This is a genomic window from Bradyrhizobium sp. BR2003 (assembly GCF_009720285.1).
Lineage (GTDB): Bacteria > Pseudomonadota > Alphaproteobacteria > Rhizobiales > Xanthobacteraceae > Bradyrhizobium > Bradyrhizobium elkanii.
This window is the reverse complement of sequence record NZ_SMYJ01000052.1, coordinates 13,397-29,654: the sequence shown is the minus strand read 5'-3', so window position 1 is coordinate 29,654 and position 16,258 is coordinate 13,397. Positions and strand designations below refer to the sequence as shown.

The 16,258-nt window shown below is 59.0% G+C and carries 13 protein-coding genes and 2 pseudogenes; 7 read left to right on the top strand and 8 right to left on the bottom strand.

The window, feature by feature from the left end:
- Positions 1-54 precede the first annotated feature (54 nt).
- The 3 genes from E2I15_RS39480 to rfbF are packed head-to-tail and all read right to left on the bottom strand — an operon-like array spanning position 55 to position 1,927.
- Positions 55-342 (bottom strand): CDP-glucose 4,6-dehydratase, encoded by a 288-nt coding sequence (locus E2I15_RS39480; RefSeq protein WP_246668378.1) that lies wholly within the window; start codon positions 340-342, stop codon positions 55-57.
- Positions 318-1,151, bottom strand: coding sequence for a CDP-glucose 4,6-dehydratase (gene rfbG / locus E2I15_RS38460; RefSeq protein ID WP_246668379.1), 834 nt, complete (start codon positions 1,149-1,151; stop codon positions 318-320). The genes E2I15_RS39480 and rfbG overlap by 25 nt, the downstream gene beginning before the upstream one ends.
- Positions 1,148-1,927 carry a glucose-1-phosphate cytidylyltransferase gene (gene rfbF / locus E2I15_RS38455; protein WP_137483038.1) on the bottom strand — a complete coding sequence of 260 codons (780 nt, stop codon included), beginning with the start codon at positions 1,925-1,927 and terminating at the stop codon, positions 1,148-1,150. The genes rfbG and rfbF overlap by 4 nt, the downstream gene beginning before the upstream one ends.
- A gap of 610 nt (positions 1,928-2,537) precedes the next feature.
- Between rfbF and E2I15_RS38450 the strand changes: the two genes are divergently transcribed.
- The 4 genes and pseudogenes from E2I15_RS38450 to E2I15_RS38435 all read left to right on the top strand — a co-directional run bounded on the left by E2I15_RS38450 (position 2,538) and on the right by E2I15_RS38435 (position 7,153).
- Positions 2,538-2,912 carry a hypothetical protein gene (locus E2I15_RS38450; RefSeq protein WP_155262802.1) on the top strand — a complete coding sequence of 125 codons (375 nt, stop codon included), beginning with the start codon at positions 2,538-2,540 and terminating at the stop codon, positions 2,910-2,912.
- A gap of 922 nt (positions 2,913-3,834) precedes the next feature.
- Positions 3,835-4,980, top strand: a complete 1,146-nt coding sequence (locus E2I15_RS38445; protein ID WP_137483039.1) for a pyridoxal phosphate-dependent aminotransferase — start codon at positions 3,835-3,837, stop codon at positions 4,978-4,980.
- Positions 4,981-4,991: 11 nt separating this feature from the next.
- Positions 4,992-5,864 (top strand): isocitrate lyase/phosphoenolpyruvate mutase family protein, encoded by an 873-nt coding sequence (locus E2I15_RS38440; protein ID WP_246668380.1) that lies wholly within the window; start codon positions 4,992-4,994, stop codon positions 5,862-5,864.
- Positions 5,865-6,253: 389 nt separating this feature from the next.
- A pseudogene (locus E2I15_RS38435) lies at positions 6,254-7,153 on the top strand (LysR family transcriptional regulator).
- Between the two features lie 270 nt (positions 7,154-7,423).
- On the opposite strand, the gene E2I15_RS38430 reads toward E2I15_RS38435, so the two are convergent.
- The 3 genes from E2I15_RS38430 to E2I15_RS38425 form a co-directional block, all read right to left on the bottom strand.
- Positions 7,424-7,906: a DUF2285 domain-containing protein gene (locus E2I15_RS38430; RefSeq protein WP_246668381.1), complete on the bottom strand. Its 483-nt coding sequence runs from the start codon at positions 7,904-7,906 to the stop codon at positions 7,424-7,426.
- A gap of 109 nt (positions 7,907-8,015) precedes the next feature.
- Positions 8,016-8,210: a transcriptional regulator domain-containing protein gene (locus tag E2I15_RS39950; protein ID WP_422109888.1), complete on the bottom strand. Its 195-nt coding sequence runs from the start codon at positions 8,208-8,210 to the stop codon at positions 8,016-8,018.
- Positions 8,211-8,383: 173 nt separating this feature from the next.
- Positions 8,384-8,662 carry a DNA -binding domain-containing protein gene (locus E2I15_RS38425; protein WP_137483041.1) on the bottom strand — a complete coding sequence of 93 codons (279 nt, stop codon included), beginning with the start codon at positions 8,660-8,662 and terminating at the stop codon, positions 8,384-8,386.
- A 541-nt stretch (positions 8,663-9,203) separates the two neighbouring features.
- Between E2I15_RS38425 and E2I15_RS38420 the strand changes: the two genes are divergently transcribed.
- Complete coding sequence (locus tag E2I15_RS38420; protein WP_137483042.1) at positions 9,204-9,485, top strand: helix-turn-helix domain-containing protein; 282 nt, start codon at positions 9,204-9,206, stop codon at positions 9,483-9,485.
- A 928-nt stretch (positions 9,486-10,413) separates the two neighbouring features.
- Complete coding sequence (locus tag E2I15_RS38415; protein ID WP_137483043.1) at positions 10,414-10,695, top strand: helix-turn-helix domain-containing protein; 282 nt, start codon at positions 10,414-10,416, stop codon at positions 10,693-10,695.
- Positions 10,696-10,701: 6 nt separating this feature from the next.
- On the opposite strand, the gene tnpA is transcribed toward E2I15_RS38415, so the two are convergent.
- Positions 10,702-11,415, bottom strand: coding sequence for an IS66-like element accessory protein TnpA (gene tnpA, locus E2I15_RS38410; RefSeq protein WP_246668382.1), 714 nt, complete (start codon positions 11,413-11,415; stop codon positions 10,702-10,704).
- A gap of 943 nt (positions 11,416-12,358) precedes the next feature.
- Here tnpA and E2I15_RS38405 point away from each other — a divergent pair.
- Positions 12,359-14,042 (top strand): annotated as a pseudogene (locus E2I15_RS38405) (MFS transporter).
- A gap of 82 nt (positions 14,043-14,124) precedes the next feature.
- Here the strand turns inward: E2I15_RS38405 and E2I15_RS38400 are convergent.
- Positions 14,125-15,261, bottom strand: coding sequence for a M24 family metallopeptidase (locus E2I15_RS38400; RefSeq protein ID WP_137483044.1), 1,137 nt, complete (start codon positions 15,259-15,261; stop codon positions 14,125-14,127).
- Positions 15,262-16,258 lie beyond the last annotated feature (997 nt).

Genomic DNA, 16,258 nt, shown 5'->3' with positions numbered 1-16,258 from the left:
GGCGACCTAGAGCGAAGTAGGTGCCGACGGTGAGCGCCAACGGCACGAAATGCTTCAGCCAGGGAGGCGCAAGGCAGTTGCTATCTGCGTGCCAGTGAAATCGACAATGTCTGCAAGCGTGTGCGCTGCCATATCGTCGCCAGCCAGCCAAGCCTTGTGCCAGGATACGGTACGCGTCAGCGCGGTAAATAAATCCCAGCGCGCATACCAACCCAGCTTCTGGGCTGCTTTTGCGCAATCGAGCCGCAGATAGTGGGCCTCGGGCGGTTGTGGCGCATCGGCGACCGTCCAGTGGGCCTCTGGCGACCACATGCCGGTCAGACGATCGGCAATCCAAGCCACCGAGCGGGCGTCGGCTCGGCTGGCCCGAAATTCCAGGCATCAGAAAAGGCCGAACCATCAGTGAAAAGGCGCTCAGCTAGCGCAAGATATCCCGAAAGGGGCTCAAGCACATGTTGCCACGGACGAATCGCGGTCGGCGAGCGGATTTCCATTGCCTTTCCCGCTGGAATGGCGCGCAGGATATCGGGGATCAAGCGATCCTGGGCCCAATCACCACCGCCGATCACATTGCCGGCACGGGCCGTGGCCAGCGCTACCACGTCGCCCGCATGGCTACCCCGCTGAAAAAAAGAGTCACGGAAGGCCGAGCACACAAGTTCGGCACAGGCTTTGCTGCTGCCATAGGGATCATGTCCACCGAGCCGATCATCTTCACGATAGCCCCAGACCCATTCACGATTCTCGTAGCACTTGTCGGAGGTGATGTTGAGCACCGTGCGGACCGAGTTCACCTGGCGAACGGCCTGCATCAAGTGCACCGTTCTCATGACATTGACGCGATAGGTCTCTTCTGGATGAGCATATGAATAGCGCGCCAATGGCTGTGCGGCCATGTGGATAACTATATCGGGCGAAGCGCTACGAAGTGTTCTAACCAAGTGATCGTAGTTGGTCACGTCACCAAGAATCGACTCCATGCCAGCCCCAACACGGGCGATCTCAAAGAGGCTGGGCGTCGCGGGCGGCGCCGAGAGCGCGTAGCCGGTCACCCGTGCGCCGAGATGTTGCAGCCAAAGCGCGAGCCACGAGCCCTTGAAGCCCGTGTGCCCGGTGAGAAAGACGCGCTTGCCCGCCCAGAACGCGCTCATTCCTCCCACACCTTCCATGGAGCCTTGCCGTCGATCCAGAGCGCTTCGAGGAACGTCCTGTCGCGCAGAGTATCCATGGGTTGCCAGAAGCCGTGGTGCTGGTAGGCCGAGAGCTGCTGCTGCTCAGCCAAAGTCGCGAGCGGCTCGCGCTCCCAAACAGTGGAGTCATCCACCAGCAGGTCAATTACTTTTGGCGAAAGCACAAAGAAGCCACCATTGATCATCCCCCCATCGCCCCAGGGTTTCTCCTTGAAAATGGCGACACGGTCACCAGCGCGAATTTCGAGGGCGCCGAAACGGCCGGGCAGATAGGTGGCGGTTAGAGTGGCGAGTGTACCCTGGCGACGATGGAAGGCGATCAATGCGGTTATGTCTATGTCTCCCACACCATCGCCATAGGTCAAACAGAAGGCGTCGTCATCGGTCAGGTAATTGGCAACTCGCTTGAGCCGACCACCAGTCATGGTCGTCTCGCCGGTATCGACCAGCGTCACCTTCCAAGGTTCGGCATGGTGCTGGTGAACCTCCATGCGGTTCCTTGTCATGTCGAAGGTGACATCCGACACGTGCAGGAAGTAATTGGCGACATATTCCTTGATCAGATAGCCCTTATAGCCACAGCAGATCACGAAATCGTTGATGCCATGGTGCGAGTAGATTTTGAGGATGTGCCACAGAATCGGCTTGCCGCCGATCTCGATCATGGGCTTGGGCCGCCGGTCGGTTTCCTCGGAGATACCGGTTCCAAGGCCACCCGCCAGAATCACAGCTTTCACTGCTGCACTTCCGGCTAGCCGGCCGTTGTTCCATGGATTCACGGAGTGATTGCTCAAGCGCAGCGCTGTGTACGGGCTTGAACAAAAACTGCCTGGTATTCGGAAGCGCCCTGTCATTGACGGACGCTTCGAACGCAGCGGCGGCGACGTCGCCTGCCGAGGAGGCCATGACACTGGCTTGGTCACGATGCCGCTCGTCGTCCGGCTCGATGAGGGCCCGCGTCTTGGCCAGATCGGCGCAGTTCTTGAGTCCGGGCGTTTCCACCGCGACCGCGTCACTGCCGCGGTAGCTTTCGTTCAGCGATGGTTGAGCAAACCCCCGTCTCCCGCGCACATACAATGGGCCCGGCGGGCGGCCAGGGAGGTCGACCACGGGGGTAGCGACGTCAAGACCGGCCGCACGAGCTTGAGCTCGGGCTACGGCCAGATAGTCGTAAGAGGATTGCGAGCGCGCCAGTTTCGTGCCACCAGGCAGGGGAGTCGCAGCGGTATAGCTGCGCAGATCTTTGATCTGAAGTAGCCGCTCGAGGACAGCCATCGACGACAGATGCAGTGAGCAACTGTGCCGCCACACTATCAGTGGCAGTCGTGCGGCGACGCGGCGCCCTCGTTGCAGAAGATGGCTGAGGAAGGCAACGACTGCGACCATCCGGACCAGCGCCAAGATAAGCGCCATCGTGAGCGCGACGTTCGGCATGCGCAGCACTGCGATACTGCCAGCCGCCCGCTGACATGGGCAATGATAGACGAATCCCAAAAAGGTCGACGCAACAGTGAGTGCATAGCCGAAGGATTCTTCCCCTATGGGGCCGACGTAGCGACCTTCGTCATCGAGATCGAGATCGCAACAGCTGTAGCATGGCCGCCAAACAAAAGGGATGGTTGTGGTTACAGCGGACAGAGCCAGCAAAGTCCCGTCCAGCAAGATTTGATAACGTCCTTCCGTTGGCAACGTGGTTACCTCTGGCATACGCCCCCCTCCTGACCGTAGGGAAGCCCATTCCAATGGATTCAGCCTCGAGTAGCCTTTAACTGACCTGAGCCCCGCGATCTCCTCCCAAACCTGGTAGGACCTGTCACGTCAAGCCGTTGGGACATGAGGGCGAGCCGGCTTTCGGAAGTGCCGATCAGCGCGTCATTTCAGGAGCAGAAACCCGCCGACGTGCGCTGCAAACGGGAGATCACAGCGCGACTTTGAAGGCCAACTGGCCAGCTCAGGGAAGCGTTCGACGGTGTCGCGGAGCTTCTGCTCTGGCTGGCCTCCACGCGTTAGGTGGCACGCGAGATCGATCCGCTTGGGATATGGATGGACCTGCGCCTTTCATTGACAAAGCCGAGAACCGCCTTCCCTTCGAAGCAGCCAATGACAGGGGTGAACCGTAAAAGAGCGCCATGATCGAGAACTCCCGGAGACTTGAAGGTTGACGAGGGTCTCGCAGGTGCGCCCTCGTAACTTACTCTGTGAGATAGGATCGCTGAGGCTTTCGCTCAGCCCTGCCGTCGACAAAATGCGAACCGAAACCCAGCTGCCTCCGATGTCCGAGGCCGGATATCTTACTGCTTTGAACTCCGTCCAAAACGCTGTCTCGGGACGAACCTCGATTCGGGATTGAGTGGCCATCGATCACAATTGGTCGCGAATCCTGGATTCTCAATAAGACACAGGATCGAGATCTGGACGCGGGACTGCCGGGGCGATGGCCCGCCGCAGCTCGGCGGATGCTCTATGAAGCCAAATCATCGCAATCTTAGATCATTGCATCCAATAAATACGATAGCTGGATTGGTTAGCTCGCCTAAGAGCGAGTAGGCATTCCCCAAAAATTCATTTCCAACGTCGCAGGTACTTTATCTTGTCTCTTGTCGCTGATCGGCTCAACGTCGTCCGCCCCTCTGAAACCAAAGCCATGACAACTCGTGCCGCCGAGCTCCGCGATCAAGGCGTCGACGTGATCACGCTCAGTCAGGGTGAACCGGATTTCAAAACGCCGTCCGCGATCTGCGATGCCGGCATCCGGGCGATCCTCTATGGACGGACGAAGTACACGGCTGTCGCCGGGATCAAGCCGCTGCGCGAAGCGATCCGCAAAGTCTTTAGCCGCGACCACGGGCTCGATTACGGTGTCGATCAGATCACGATGGGCTGTGGCGCCAAGCAGGTCGTCTTCAACGCGCTCTTCGCCAGTCTCGATCCGGGCGACGAAGTGGTGATTCCGACGCCGTGCTGGGTCTCCTACCTCGACATGGTGGCGCTCGCCGGCGGCAGGCCGGTTCTGGTCCCTTGCGAGGAGTTCCATGGTTTCAAGCTGCGTCCCGAGGCGTTGCAAGCAGCGATCACGCAGCGCACCAAATGGCTGATGCTGAACTCGCCGTGCAATCCGACCGGTGCGGTCTACAGCCATGGCGACTTGCGTGCGCTCGCCACGGTGCTTCGCCGCCATCCCCATGTCCATGTGCTGTCCGACGACATCTATGAGAAGCTCACCTATGACGCGGCCTTCGCGACCATGGCCGCGGTCGCGCCGGACCTCTACGCGCGCACGCTGACGGTCAACGGCGTGTCCAAGGCCGACGCGATGACCGGCTGGCGCGTCGGCTATGGCGCGGGGCCTCTAGCCCTGATCAAGGCCATGAACCTCGTCCAGGGCCAGACGTCGTCACATACCAGCTCGATTTCGCAATATGCCGCCATCGAGGCACTGTCGGGCGGGCGGACCCATATCGAGGAATTCGCCAATGCCTTTCTCGAGCGCCGCGACCTTGTCGTCGGTAAGCTGAACCAGGCCGATGGACTTTCGTGCCGGGTGCCGGAGGGGGCTTTCTACGTGTTCCCCTCCTGCGCCGGCGTCATCGGCAAGCGCACGCAGGATGGCAAGGTGATCGAAACCGACACCGATTTCGCCATGTATCTGCTCGATGCTTTCGCCGTGGCCGTCGTTCCCGGCAGCGGCTTCATGGCATCGCCTTATGTCCGTATTTCCTATTCCTCGTCGCTTGACGACCTCACCCGCGCCTGCGACCGCATCATCGCCGCCTGTGCGGCCCTGTCCTGAAAGACCTTGCGATGTCCCCTGCCAAACGTCTCCGCGCCTGCATGGCCGAGGCTGGTCTCGTTCACATCATGGCCGCCCATAGCCCACTTTCTGCGATCCTCGCAGAAGAAGCCGGATTTGATGGCCTATGGGCCTCCGGCTTCGAACTGTCAGCGCTGTACGGCCTGCCGGACATGAGCCTGATCTCGATGACCCAGCATCTCGACATGCTGCGGGCGGTCGCCGGACGCACGAGGCTGCCGATCGTCGCCGACATCGATACGGGCTATGGCAATGCGATCAATGTCGTCCATGCCATTGGCGAATACGAGCGGGCCGGCGCCAGCGCCGTTGTCATTGAAGACAAGACCTTTCCGAAGGTAACGAGCCTTGTAGCCGATGGGCGTCAGGAGCTGCTGCGCATTGAGGAGTTCCAGGGGAAGATCGAGGCTGCCATCACGACAAAACGGAATCCGGATTTTCTCGTCATCGCCCGCACCGAATCCTTGATCTCAGGTCCTCGGCGAAGCGGAAGCCCTGCGTCGGGCGAAAGCCTATGTGGAGTCCGGCGCGGATATGATCCTGATCCACTCGAAAAGAAGGACCCTTGCGAGATCGAAAGCTTTTCGCGCGCCTGGACCGGATCGGTGCCGCTGGTGATCGTGCCGAACGCCTACCCGGCCCTCGATGCCGAGCGAGTCAAGGCGCTCGGCAACATCCGGATGATGATCTATGGCAATTACGGCATTCGCGCTGCCGCCACCGCCATGCACGAGACCTTCCGCCGGATCATCGCTGACGGCGGCGTCCAGAACGTCCACAAGGACATTCTGCCGGTGGAGGAGATTTTCAGGCTTCAGAGGATGCACGAGGTTAAGGCGGCTGAAGCTCGCTTCCTTCGCTGAGTGCTGCGTTTAGTACCCTCGGAAGCTTTCGAATATCTTGAGACGATATTCAGCCCCGAGCTCCGCTCGGGCACCATCCTGACGCTGTCGGGAAAACTTGGGTAAGCGGCTTTGTCTCCAGAAGTCGCAAGCTGTCGGATACGCGAACGGTGATCGCGCTGACCGCGCCACGGAGCGCTTAAAGATGTGCCTCTGAAGAGAGCCGCCGACAATCAATTGAAGTCGAGCCCGATCGTACGAAGCGTACCAATGAAGCCGATTTATGCGCGAGATATCCCTGATAAGCAGTAATCCAGCTATACATATCGAATAATGTGATCAAGCATTTATACTTGCCAATGGCCTGGCCGTGGCAACTCGCGGACATTCCAGAACTACCGGAACAGAAGATGGCTGCCGAACACGATGAAGTGCCCCTCAATGCAATCCGGGTGTTTGTGACCATTGCGCGAGAAGGAAGCGTAACGCGTGCAGCTAGCACATTGGGAACGACACAGAGCTCGGTGAGCCGCTACCTGGCGGTGTTACAGGACTACTTCGGTACAGACCTCGTGGAACGGCGAGGTCGGGGGAGCGAATTGACGGAATTCGGAAGGCTTTTCGCGAACACCGTTGCCGAATCACTTGATACAGTGTGCTTCACCGCCAAGAGAATGCGAAGGCGGAACCGAGCGGACACCAATCGGATTGTGGTCCGGACGTCACTCTCAACCTTCGCTTACTGTTTTCTGATTCCGAATCTCCAGGCGTTCTCTGCTGAGATGGGTGGGCGTTATCGTGGACGTGATCAGTTCATTGTCTCCGCCGACCTCCTCCGACAATTTCGACATCCTTATCACTCGCGATCTTTCCGTCGTTGAACCGGCCGACGATTGGGAAATCTACAACGAGACGCTCGTATGCGTCGGCTCGCCAAATCACGTAGCGGGAAAAACGCTCTCAATTGCTCGTTCAATGCCATCACATCGCGGCCCGACATACTGCCCACATGGCTGAGGGCGATCAACCTGACCGTAAATGGCATCAAGTCGGGGGCGCGATACGATCACAATTACCTGGCTTTGCCGGCCGCGATAACGGGAAAATGCCTGCTTGTGGCACCAGAAATCATTGTCAGCGATCTCGTGCGGGAGGGCGCGCTGCATGTGATACCAGGATCGCGTACTGCAAGCGGCATGCAGTATCGAGCCTATGCGGTGGACCGCAGTGACAATCCCGAAATCGCTCGTGCCTTTTGCCGATGGGTCGCTCGGCTCTGTAAAAAGGCCGCAATTCCGGAAGCCGCCTAACGCGTATCCTGCGATATCAAGAATCCGATCGATGGATTGGATCAGATCCAATAACTCAACGTGGCAGGACGCTCGTCCGCCCGAGTGGCGAGACGAATGCTGCAGGCCAGTCTGTACCTTTCACATTTGATGAAACGCTTCCTCGCCGTCGCGAAGACCGGGCCGAAGTATGCCCAGAGGATGCCGCGCACAATCATGCCATCGCTCGCTAAGTCGCGAAGCGTCGTTTGCGGAAGGACCAGTGTGCAGCTAGCCGATCGGCCAAAGAGCTCAAGACGTGTCGTCCTTGCCTTTGTATTTGCGACGGAGCAAGTCACGATATCGGCCTCGCATGAGGCGCAACCCCATCTGGACCAGGCGAATGGTCCGGCTGCGCAGATCGTGAGTTTTCCAGCCTCGATCGGGAATGCGATGCGCGCCAAACAGACCTTGCGCAATTTTGCGATAGCTGTTTCCTTCCAGCCACCCATCCACTGCTCGCATAGCGAGAATGAGCCGATGCTGGGTCGGGATCGATAGAGCAAGAGGGGCCGGTCCGGGGGGACGCTGTTCGAGCGCTAACCAAAATCGATGTGCCGCGCTCAAACGAACGTCGAAATTGCGGTCGAGCGGCAGGTCGACGGCAATCAATGAGCCGCTCGGCAGAAGCTCTCTTAGCCACAGGCGATGCTTCACTCCTCCGAGCGGCACGATGGCATGCCATCCATCTGGCGCATGACGAAGCTCACTGCTAGCGAGTTTGGAAAAATCCAAGTCGCACCGTTTAGACGCCGCCGAGGAGATAGCCGCGCGGACGGGGAGCACGGTGGACAGCGCCTCAGGCGCCCAGAAGATGGTTTGCTCGTCGAACGTCTTTTGAGGGTCAGCTGCGAAACGAAAGCCCCCACTCCCGACGGAACTGCTCCGCCTTAGCGCTGGACCGTTCGCCGCTGACCAGAGCCTTATAGTCTCTTTGGTACCCGTGATCCCTGCGGAGCCACTCCCAGGCTATGTCGACAGTTTCTGCTTTCTTGACGTCAGGATATGCTTCCTGTGATCTCCAATCGGCAACCAACATCGTACTGCTTCCCCGTATGTTCTTGACGCACACGCAAGGGAATTGCAGCCCGCTAAATGTGACGATTTCTGGTTGCGCTAATGCAGTTATTCGCCGTTGACGCACTTACTCGATGGAACGGTCTCCTTTTTCGATTGGACGTCAACAAGAAGCTTCGTCCGTTCCAAAGGCATTCATTGCTCACTGTTCGGCCAACCGCGACGCAGGAGATGACGATAGCCGTGACGCGCCGCCCACTTGGCGCGAGCCAGATGACTCTCGAAAGCACGGCGAGCGCGATCCGGCTCAAGGACGGGGTCAATACAAAGCACAATGCGCGCAACGTCGCGCCAATCGGCGCCGTCGGCTTCCGCATCGAGGAGACGCAAGTAGGTGACGGCGTGTTGCTCGTCGTACGGCGTGAGCTGGGGCACGTCCGGCGCTAAATCTGCGACCTCGGGATCGGGCGGCACCGCCTGAAACTCCTACGAATTGAAAAGCCACGTCTAGACGAAGGTAGCGGTATTCCAAGCATCTTCGTAGGTGATCGATTGTCGCGGCCTGCAGGAATGCTTTTGCCGAATTCAATCAATGGCCGGCCGCGAGCGCTGCGACCCCCGTCGTTCACCTTCATTTCGTTTGCTGCGACTTGCAGAGTACATTTGATCAGAGCCCATATCGCCCGGAGCGCGATCAGCAGACTTGGCGGCCTGCATGCGTTAGCTTCGATCCTCGCTTGCCAGGCGGGATCGCTGCGTGCAGTCTGGCGGGCAAACACATGTCTGCTCGCCAGTCGATATTTTGGCTGCGCGATCCACCTAGGTGGAAGGAACTCTGTTCTCAATTGCGAACTCCACGTGACGGATTTTGCTATCTGGTTGCGCGGCCCCGAAGCGACCCGCAGTAACCATGGTCGGCCATCCATTTTGCGCGCGCCTAAGAAGCCGCGAACGTACCGCAATAGTACGTCTATAGCCAGTGGTTTGATGGCCAGCCGAGTGGCTGCTTTGGCGCATGAAAGCTCGTGCGCTCGTGGCCTGGAATGTGCGGCGGATCCGCGTAAGCCGCGGTATTCCGCAAGAGCAGCTCGCTTACGATGCCGGGATTGACCGCTCCTATATGGGCGGTCTTGAGCGGCAATCGGAGAACCCGACTATTGATCTTCTCGACCGTATCGCCAAAACGCTGGATGTTCCCGTATCCGAGTTTTTTGTTCGCCCGCCCAAAGGTGCGACGACGCCCAAGACCTTGCCCAAAGGTCGCAAGCCGGCATATCCGCGTCCCAAGAAGAAATAGCACCCTCGCATGGTAGCCACTTTATGGCACCCGAACCTCATAGCGGCACTGGGCGACAGTTCTCCTTGAGTCGAACGTCACGATAATTGTAGAGGCTTTCCAAGCTACCGAAATGGACCATTCATGCAGAGTGCTTTCCGAGTCCTCGGCTTCTCGGCACGCCGTGTCTGCCACAGCTGGGTCAGCTCGACTCGATCTAGGGGAATCTGCCACTGAAGTTTTGAGCGTCGCCGAACAATAGCGTCGACCATTTTTTGGTCAGTCCGCCTCCCCTCTTCAACCGGATTAGCCTTACCGTCCGCGGTGATCAGGTGCGCGTGCGTAACGGATCGGCATCCAATATCGGCGCAAGGCCTCGACGGAAGATATCGGCGTAAGCGCTCCGCATAAGTCTCCGGTCTCGCAGGATGCCGATTGACGCGGGCCTGCCGCGATTGCACGAGCTCTTCAAGCGGTATCGCGGCGGCCGCCATCGATAACCAAGGCTCATGGCGACGCACCTTAGATCGCAACCTGTGGCAATGCGCTCGCGGGCCGCCTCCCAATTCCAGGCAAGCAACTTATGCGGCTGATGGCTCTTGGCTCGCCCCGAAACGATATGTTCAACCACGCCGGCCAAGTAGCTCTTTAAGTCGGGCTCGAGGATTTACCGTGTTTGACGCGAGTACCGCCCAGCTTCGGGCCCCCCGCCTTCGCCGCCGCTGAACACCGAGTCGCATTTTCCCATCGCAATCGGGGGAATGGATCGACCGTATTGCTGTCGACCTCGACACGAAAGTCGCGGAGCAATAGCGTCCGCCCTTCCCGGTGATTGAGCGCATAGCAGATGGCCTCCGCCAGCTTCGGCTAGGAGAAGAGTCGGCTGCCCATCGTAATAGGATGGATATAGGCAGTGTTTTGATTGTCATCAGAATGGCTGCTTTAGCGCATGAAATCTCGTGCGCTTGTGGCCTGGAATGTGCGCCGGATCCGCGTAGATCGCGGTATTCCGACAGACCAACTGGCTTACGATACCGGGATTGACCGCTCCTATATGGGCCGTATTGAGAAGCAAAAGGAGAACCCGACAATTGATCTTCTGGACCGTATCGCCGGAACGCTAGGTGTTCATGTGTCTGAATTCTTTGTTCAGCCGCCCGAAGGTGCGACGCCTCCCAAGACCTTGCCTAAAGGTCGCAAGCCGGCGCATCCACGTCGCAAGAAGAAATAGCACGCCTCACGTGAGAGCCGCACTATGGCAGGCGGGCCTGTGACGGCACTGGGGGACAATTCTGCCTGAGTTGAAGGTGGCCCAAGTTGCGGAGTCATGAGCCTGCCAAGCTGCAGGAGCAGAACGTTTCAGGTAGAACGGACTCTCCTGTGCCCTCGGCTTTACTGCGCTATCAGCAATTTGGATAGTGGTCGGCGTACCCCCGCTGTCAACGTGCTTGAGCGTGGCTACTGGAACAATCGTAAGCGCTGTTCCGAACACACGGTTCCGAGACGTTAGCTGATCTCTATGTGTTTCGCTTGTGGAGGGCTGCGAGCCGTTTCGCCTCAGCTTCGCCTTCAGCGCCTGGACGATCGACGCAATCATCGTCGGATCCGAACCACGACCGGCCCGGATCGTAATGCCGTCAACTTCGATCTCGATGATCCCGGAATCCGCCTTTGCCTTGCAGCGTACCGCTTTGCGCTCACGGCGGAGAGCGGACGCCGGCACCACGGCATCCACCACCGCCGGCACAAACTTTACTTCTTCGGTTTCAGAAAGACCGCCCGCTGCTCCACGCAACTGACGTCGCCAGCCAAACAACTGCTGCGGAGACAATCCATGCTGTCGGGCTACCGAACAGACCGAGTCGCCGCTCGCAACGATCTCAGCAACAATCCGCGCCTTGTCCTGGTCGCTCCACTTCCGTCGACTGACCGGCTCCGGTGAAGACCTCAAGCCGCCGCACTGGCTCCGTGATAGAAGTATGCACTGTGTCCATTCTAAGCCTAACGGTTCAAACAAACCGCAGACTCGCAGATGACTCCGTCATCCGGTAGGTGGTCCTTGAACAGCGCTACGAACAATCCACGCTTCTGCACCGCAGGCACGCTCCAGAGGGCAATGCAGGCCTTGTCCCGCTTAGTTCGCGATAATACGACCGGTGCGCACTTTCAACTCATGCAGTCGGTGCCGTTACCTCGCCGAGATCAACGCTCGGGGCGGACTGCACACCACCTTTCGTGGAACCAGCGTCAGATAATGCTACACACGATAGCCCTCAAAGGCCGCCGTCGCGCCCTCATCGTAGTGAACCGGACAAGAGACATCGACCGCACGTTTCGGCATCGATAGCCGGCGCCATGCGATAAGGATAGATAATCTCCGATCACCTCAAGTTGCTTCACGGTCGTGTCAAAGAGTCGCCCAGGATAGGCCGTCGTGTGCTTTTCCAGATGACGGTATGCTGGGTCAAGCGGCGAGTCTGTATTGCATCTTTCGTATGCATATTCCGCCCGAAACAGCCCAGATCTCTGCGCCGCAACAATGCTGACCCACACTCGAAAAATCGGCTCCGATCTGTTACACGATCTCGCGTTCCCCCGTCCGCGGCCCGCGACCGGATAGACCAGCGCAGGACACTGACACGAAATAATCGACAGATGACAATGATGTGCGCCAGTCACCGCTCGACGGCGTGAGATATCGATGAATCCTGTAACCGAAACCTTCTTTTTTTTAACACGGCGCGAACCATACCGCGCTTGTGGAGCAAGTTTGTCCATTTCGTACAAAGTATGCACCTGGAAGCGACCGCAATCTAACGTGATCGCGAGCCGCGCTGCGCGGGAACTTGTGATCCGCATCAGAGTCAAATCATGCTAAATCAGCATCGCCGGATATGACCGATTCAGCCAAAGTCGAGACGCATGGGCACGACACCATCACGGCGCCACTGCGGCACGCAACGTTCCTGCGCATCTGGCTGGCAAGCCTCCTCTCCAATATCGGTATCTTGATTCAAGGGGTTGGTGCAGCCTGGGTAATGACGCAGATGACATCTTCAGCTGATAAAGTCGCGTTGGTGCAGACCGCGTTGCTGCTGCCGGTGATGCTGATTTCGGTGCCAGCCGGCGCGATCGCCGATATGTATGACCGGCGCATCGTAGCGCTGGTCTCGCTCGGCATAGCCCTCGCCGGCGCGATCGGCCTCACGGTGGTCGCTTGGCTTGGCCTGATCACACCGACATCTTGCTCATGCTGTGCTTCGTTGTCGGCAGCGGTATGGCGTTGATGGGACCGGCTTGGCAATCGTCGGTTAGCGAACAAGTTCCGTTGGAAGCGCAGCTGCCTGCCGCTGTCGCGCTGAACGGCGTCAACTACAATATCGCGCGGAGCGTCGGTCCAGCGATCGGCGGTGCCGTGGTAGCGACCGTGGGTGCCGTGGCCGCATTCGCTCTCAACACTTTGCTCTATTTGCCTCTGATGGTCGCGTTGTTTCTTTGGAAGCGCAACAGTGTGCCCTCGCGTCTGCCGCCAGAACGATTGAGCCGCGCAATGGTTTCCGGCGTGCGCTATATCAGCAATTCGCCGTCGATCAAGATTGTGCTAACCCGTACTCTGGTAACCGGCGTCGTTGGCGGCGCAATCACTGCGCTGATGCCACTGGTGGCGCGAGATCTCTTGCGCGGCGACGCCCAAACCTACGGCATCATGCTCGGCGCCTTTGGCGTGGGTGCGGTGGTTGGCGCACTGAACATCACCGAACTGCGCAAAAAGATGAGCGGCGAGGCCGCCATCCGCACCTGTGCGCTGTGCATGGCCATGGCGATGGCCGCCGTCGCGCTTAGCCACGAGCCGGTACTGACTGCGGTAGCACTTGTCCTCGCGGGCGCCGTGTGGATGATGGCCTGGACGATATTCAACATTGGCGTGCAGCTGTCGTCGCCCCGTTGGGTGGCCGGGCGCTCACTTGCCGCATATCAGGCGGCAGGCTCAGGCGGGGTTGCCTTCGGCAGCTGGGGTTCGGGTTATCTGACCGACGCGGCCGGAGTCCAAACCGCGCTCTTAGTGGCGGCCGCCCTGATGCTCGCCTCACCCTCATTGGCCGTTGGCTCCCCATGCCCCGCGTCGGCGCGAGAGGTGAGAAGGAGGCTGAGCTGCTGGCCGATCCCGAGGTGCGACTTGCTTTGACCGGACGCAGCGGGCCGCTCGTCGTCGAAATCGAATATCGCGTTGCACCGGAGAATGCTCGGTCGTTTCACAATATCATGCAGGACGTGCAATTGTTTCGCCAGCGCAATGGTGCCTATGGCTGGTCGATCGCGCGCGACGTTGCTGATCCGGAATTGTGGACCGAGCGCTATCATTGCCCGACGTGGTTCGATTACTTGCGATGGCGGAACCGCTCCACCCAGTCGGAACGTGCGCTGGAGCAGCGGGCAGTTCACTTCCACATTGGCCCGGCGCCGATACGCGTCCGTCGCATGCTGGAGAGGCCGTTCGGCTCAGTACGGTCGGACGACGAGACGCCCGAACACGAGGCCAGAGAAATGCGGTCGGAGATTGCAACTCCGCAAAGGTAACGAGAAGCCGTTCGCTCCGGCCGGTCAAGTGACCCAGCTTGTGCCGCTTGCCAATATCACTCCTCTTGCCGAGTGCCGTCCTTCAGGTAACCACGCAAAGCTCACGCTGATTGGAATGGGTTAGTCTTTCGATGCCCGAGGGTGTCACGGCGACCGTCTCGCTGATACCGAACCCGCATGCGAACGCGAGCATATGGAAGACCATTCCTTCCTTGATCACCCAATCTTCCTGCTCATTGAAATCTAGCACGTCCCATTCCGCCGTACGCGGCGGAAAGCCAATGCCGGTCGAGTAGCCAGTACGGTTGTAATATTCCGGCTTAATCTTGCGCACTGGTCTTCGTACCAGAGCATCGATCTCACGCGCCGACGCGCCCGGCCGCATGGCGGCAAGCGCTGCATCCTGCGCTTCGATGACGATGTCGGCCGCACGCCGCACTTCATCGGAGACCGGACCAACGGAGATCGTCCGCATCTGGGTCGCGTGGTAGCGCTCGACACACCCATAAAGTTCGAGCAGCGTGAGCTCGCCACGCACAATCGGCTTCGGGAGCCAGTTGGCGTGGCCGATGTCATAGCGGTAGCCGGACATGACGTGATGCGGCAGACCGGTATATTCGCAGCCCGCCTTGACGCCGACGTTGAAGACGGCGGCCGCAACCTGTGTCTCGAGCACTCCGTCGCGCATTGCGGCGAGGGCCGCTCGCTGCTCGATTTCAGCGATTTCGCTTGCCCGCCGCAGATAACGGATCTCCGCTTCGGACTTGATGAGACGTACCTGTGGGACCACTCGGCTCCCATCCACCACGCGGGCGCCGGCGAAACCGGCCGATAGCGCCTCCGACATTGCCGCCGTCAGGAACCAGCTTTGTTTCTCCAGGCCGACGGTCTTATGTGAACCCAACGATTGCGCACAGCGTAGCGTCGACTCGATCAGGTTATCGCCTTCCCGCCATGTCTCTGCGCGATCGAGCCAGGAATATTCATTGACGTTGCCGCGCTCAAGGAAGCGCACGAGCAGTTCGGGATCACGGCCGCGCGCGACCAGGGCCACTTGATAGGCGAAGTAACCGGAAGTTTGATAGCCGGTCAGGTAGTAGATATTCTCTGGCGCGTGGATCAGCAGCAGGTCGATGTCCTGCCTCTCCATCTCCGCATGCACCCGACGCACGCGGACGCGAAACTCCTCGGTGGAAAAGGCCTGCCGATTTCCAGCCATGTTGCCGACGCCTCCTTGCGTCCGATTTTCTTGCCCAGATTTGCCCGATCCGCTCCGACAACCCTAGCTCGAAGCTCAAAGCCCGACACTCCGCGCAACTTCCGCCCAAAAGCTACTTTTTCGAAAACGGAGAGATGGGAAAACAGCACGTAAATACCACGCCGATGTTGCGCCTGTTCACTGGCAGCCCTGTTGCGGGTCGGGGACCGGACTGGCCGGTGGTTGGTGTTGCAAACCCGGTCACCATCATTAAGGCCCTCGCTTTGCCGGGCCCGCTTGGCCCGAGCAACGAGACAAACTCGCAAGCCTCGGCACAAGCCACCTAAACGCCGCAATTTACAAGGCCGCTCTAAAGCGCGGGTTCAGTGCCGGACATCCATGCTCCCAGAAGCTGCAACAATGCAACAACGCGGTACAATTTGATGGATGGATGAACACCTGTCAAGCAGAGCTCAAGGAGCCCATCGGTGAGTTCTAGCAGATATCCCGCAAGCGATCGCGATTGAGCCGACGAGGTTACGACGCGCATTGAATTTGCTGAAGGTTGTCGGTGAGCGAAAAGCCGATCGGTGTAAACGAGATCGCGCGCCAGCTAGGAAAACACGTAGGCCCGGTTTCGAGACTGTGGCGACTCTCGAAAACAACGGATTCGTCGAGCGGACGAAGAAACGGGACGGTGAACTAGATATGCTCCGGGTGGACCGCCCCCTACCTCGAGGCACTTGCAAATAGCACGAGAGAAACGACCTCGATCATTCTTTGGAATATGACCGAGCGCCAAGCAAGAGGAGGCAAGATATGCTCGCGATCGCAGGCGCGATCCAGGCCGGCCGCCGTTCACGCATCTCGAAACGAGCTAGACAGTGATTGACACCAGCAATCGCATTGCGTCGCCGGAAATTCTCTGAATGCTAAGGCGTCGCCTCACGTAGATTGCTCGCCAATGGCAAGCGAGCGCAGGGGCAACGATGAGGCGATAGAGCACGGCGGCGCGCAA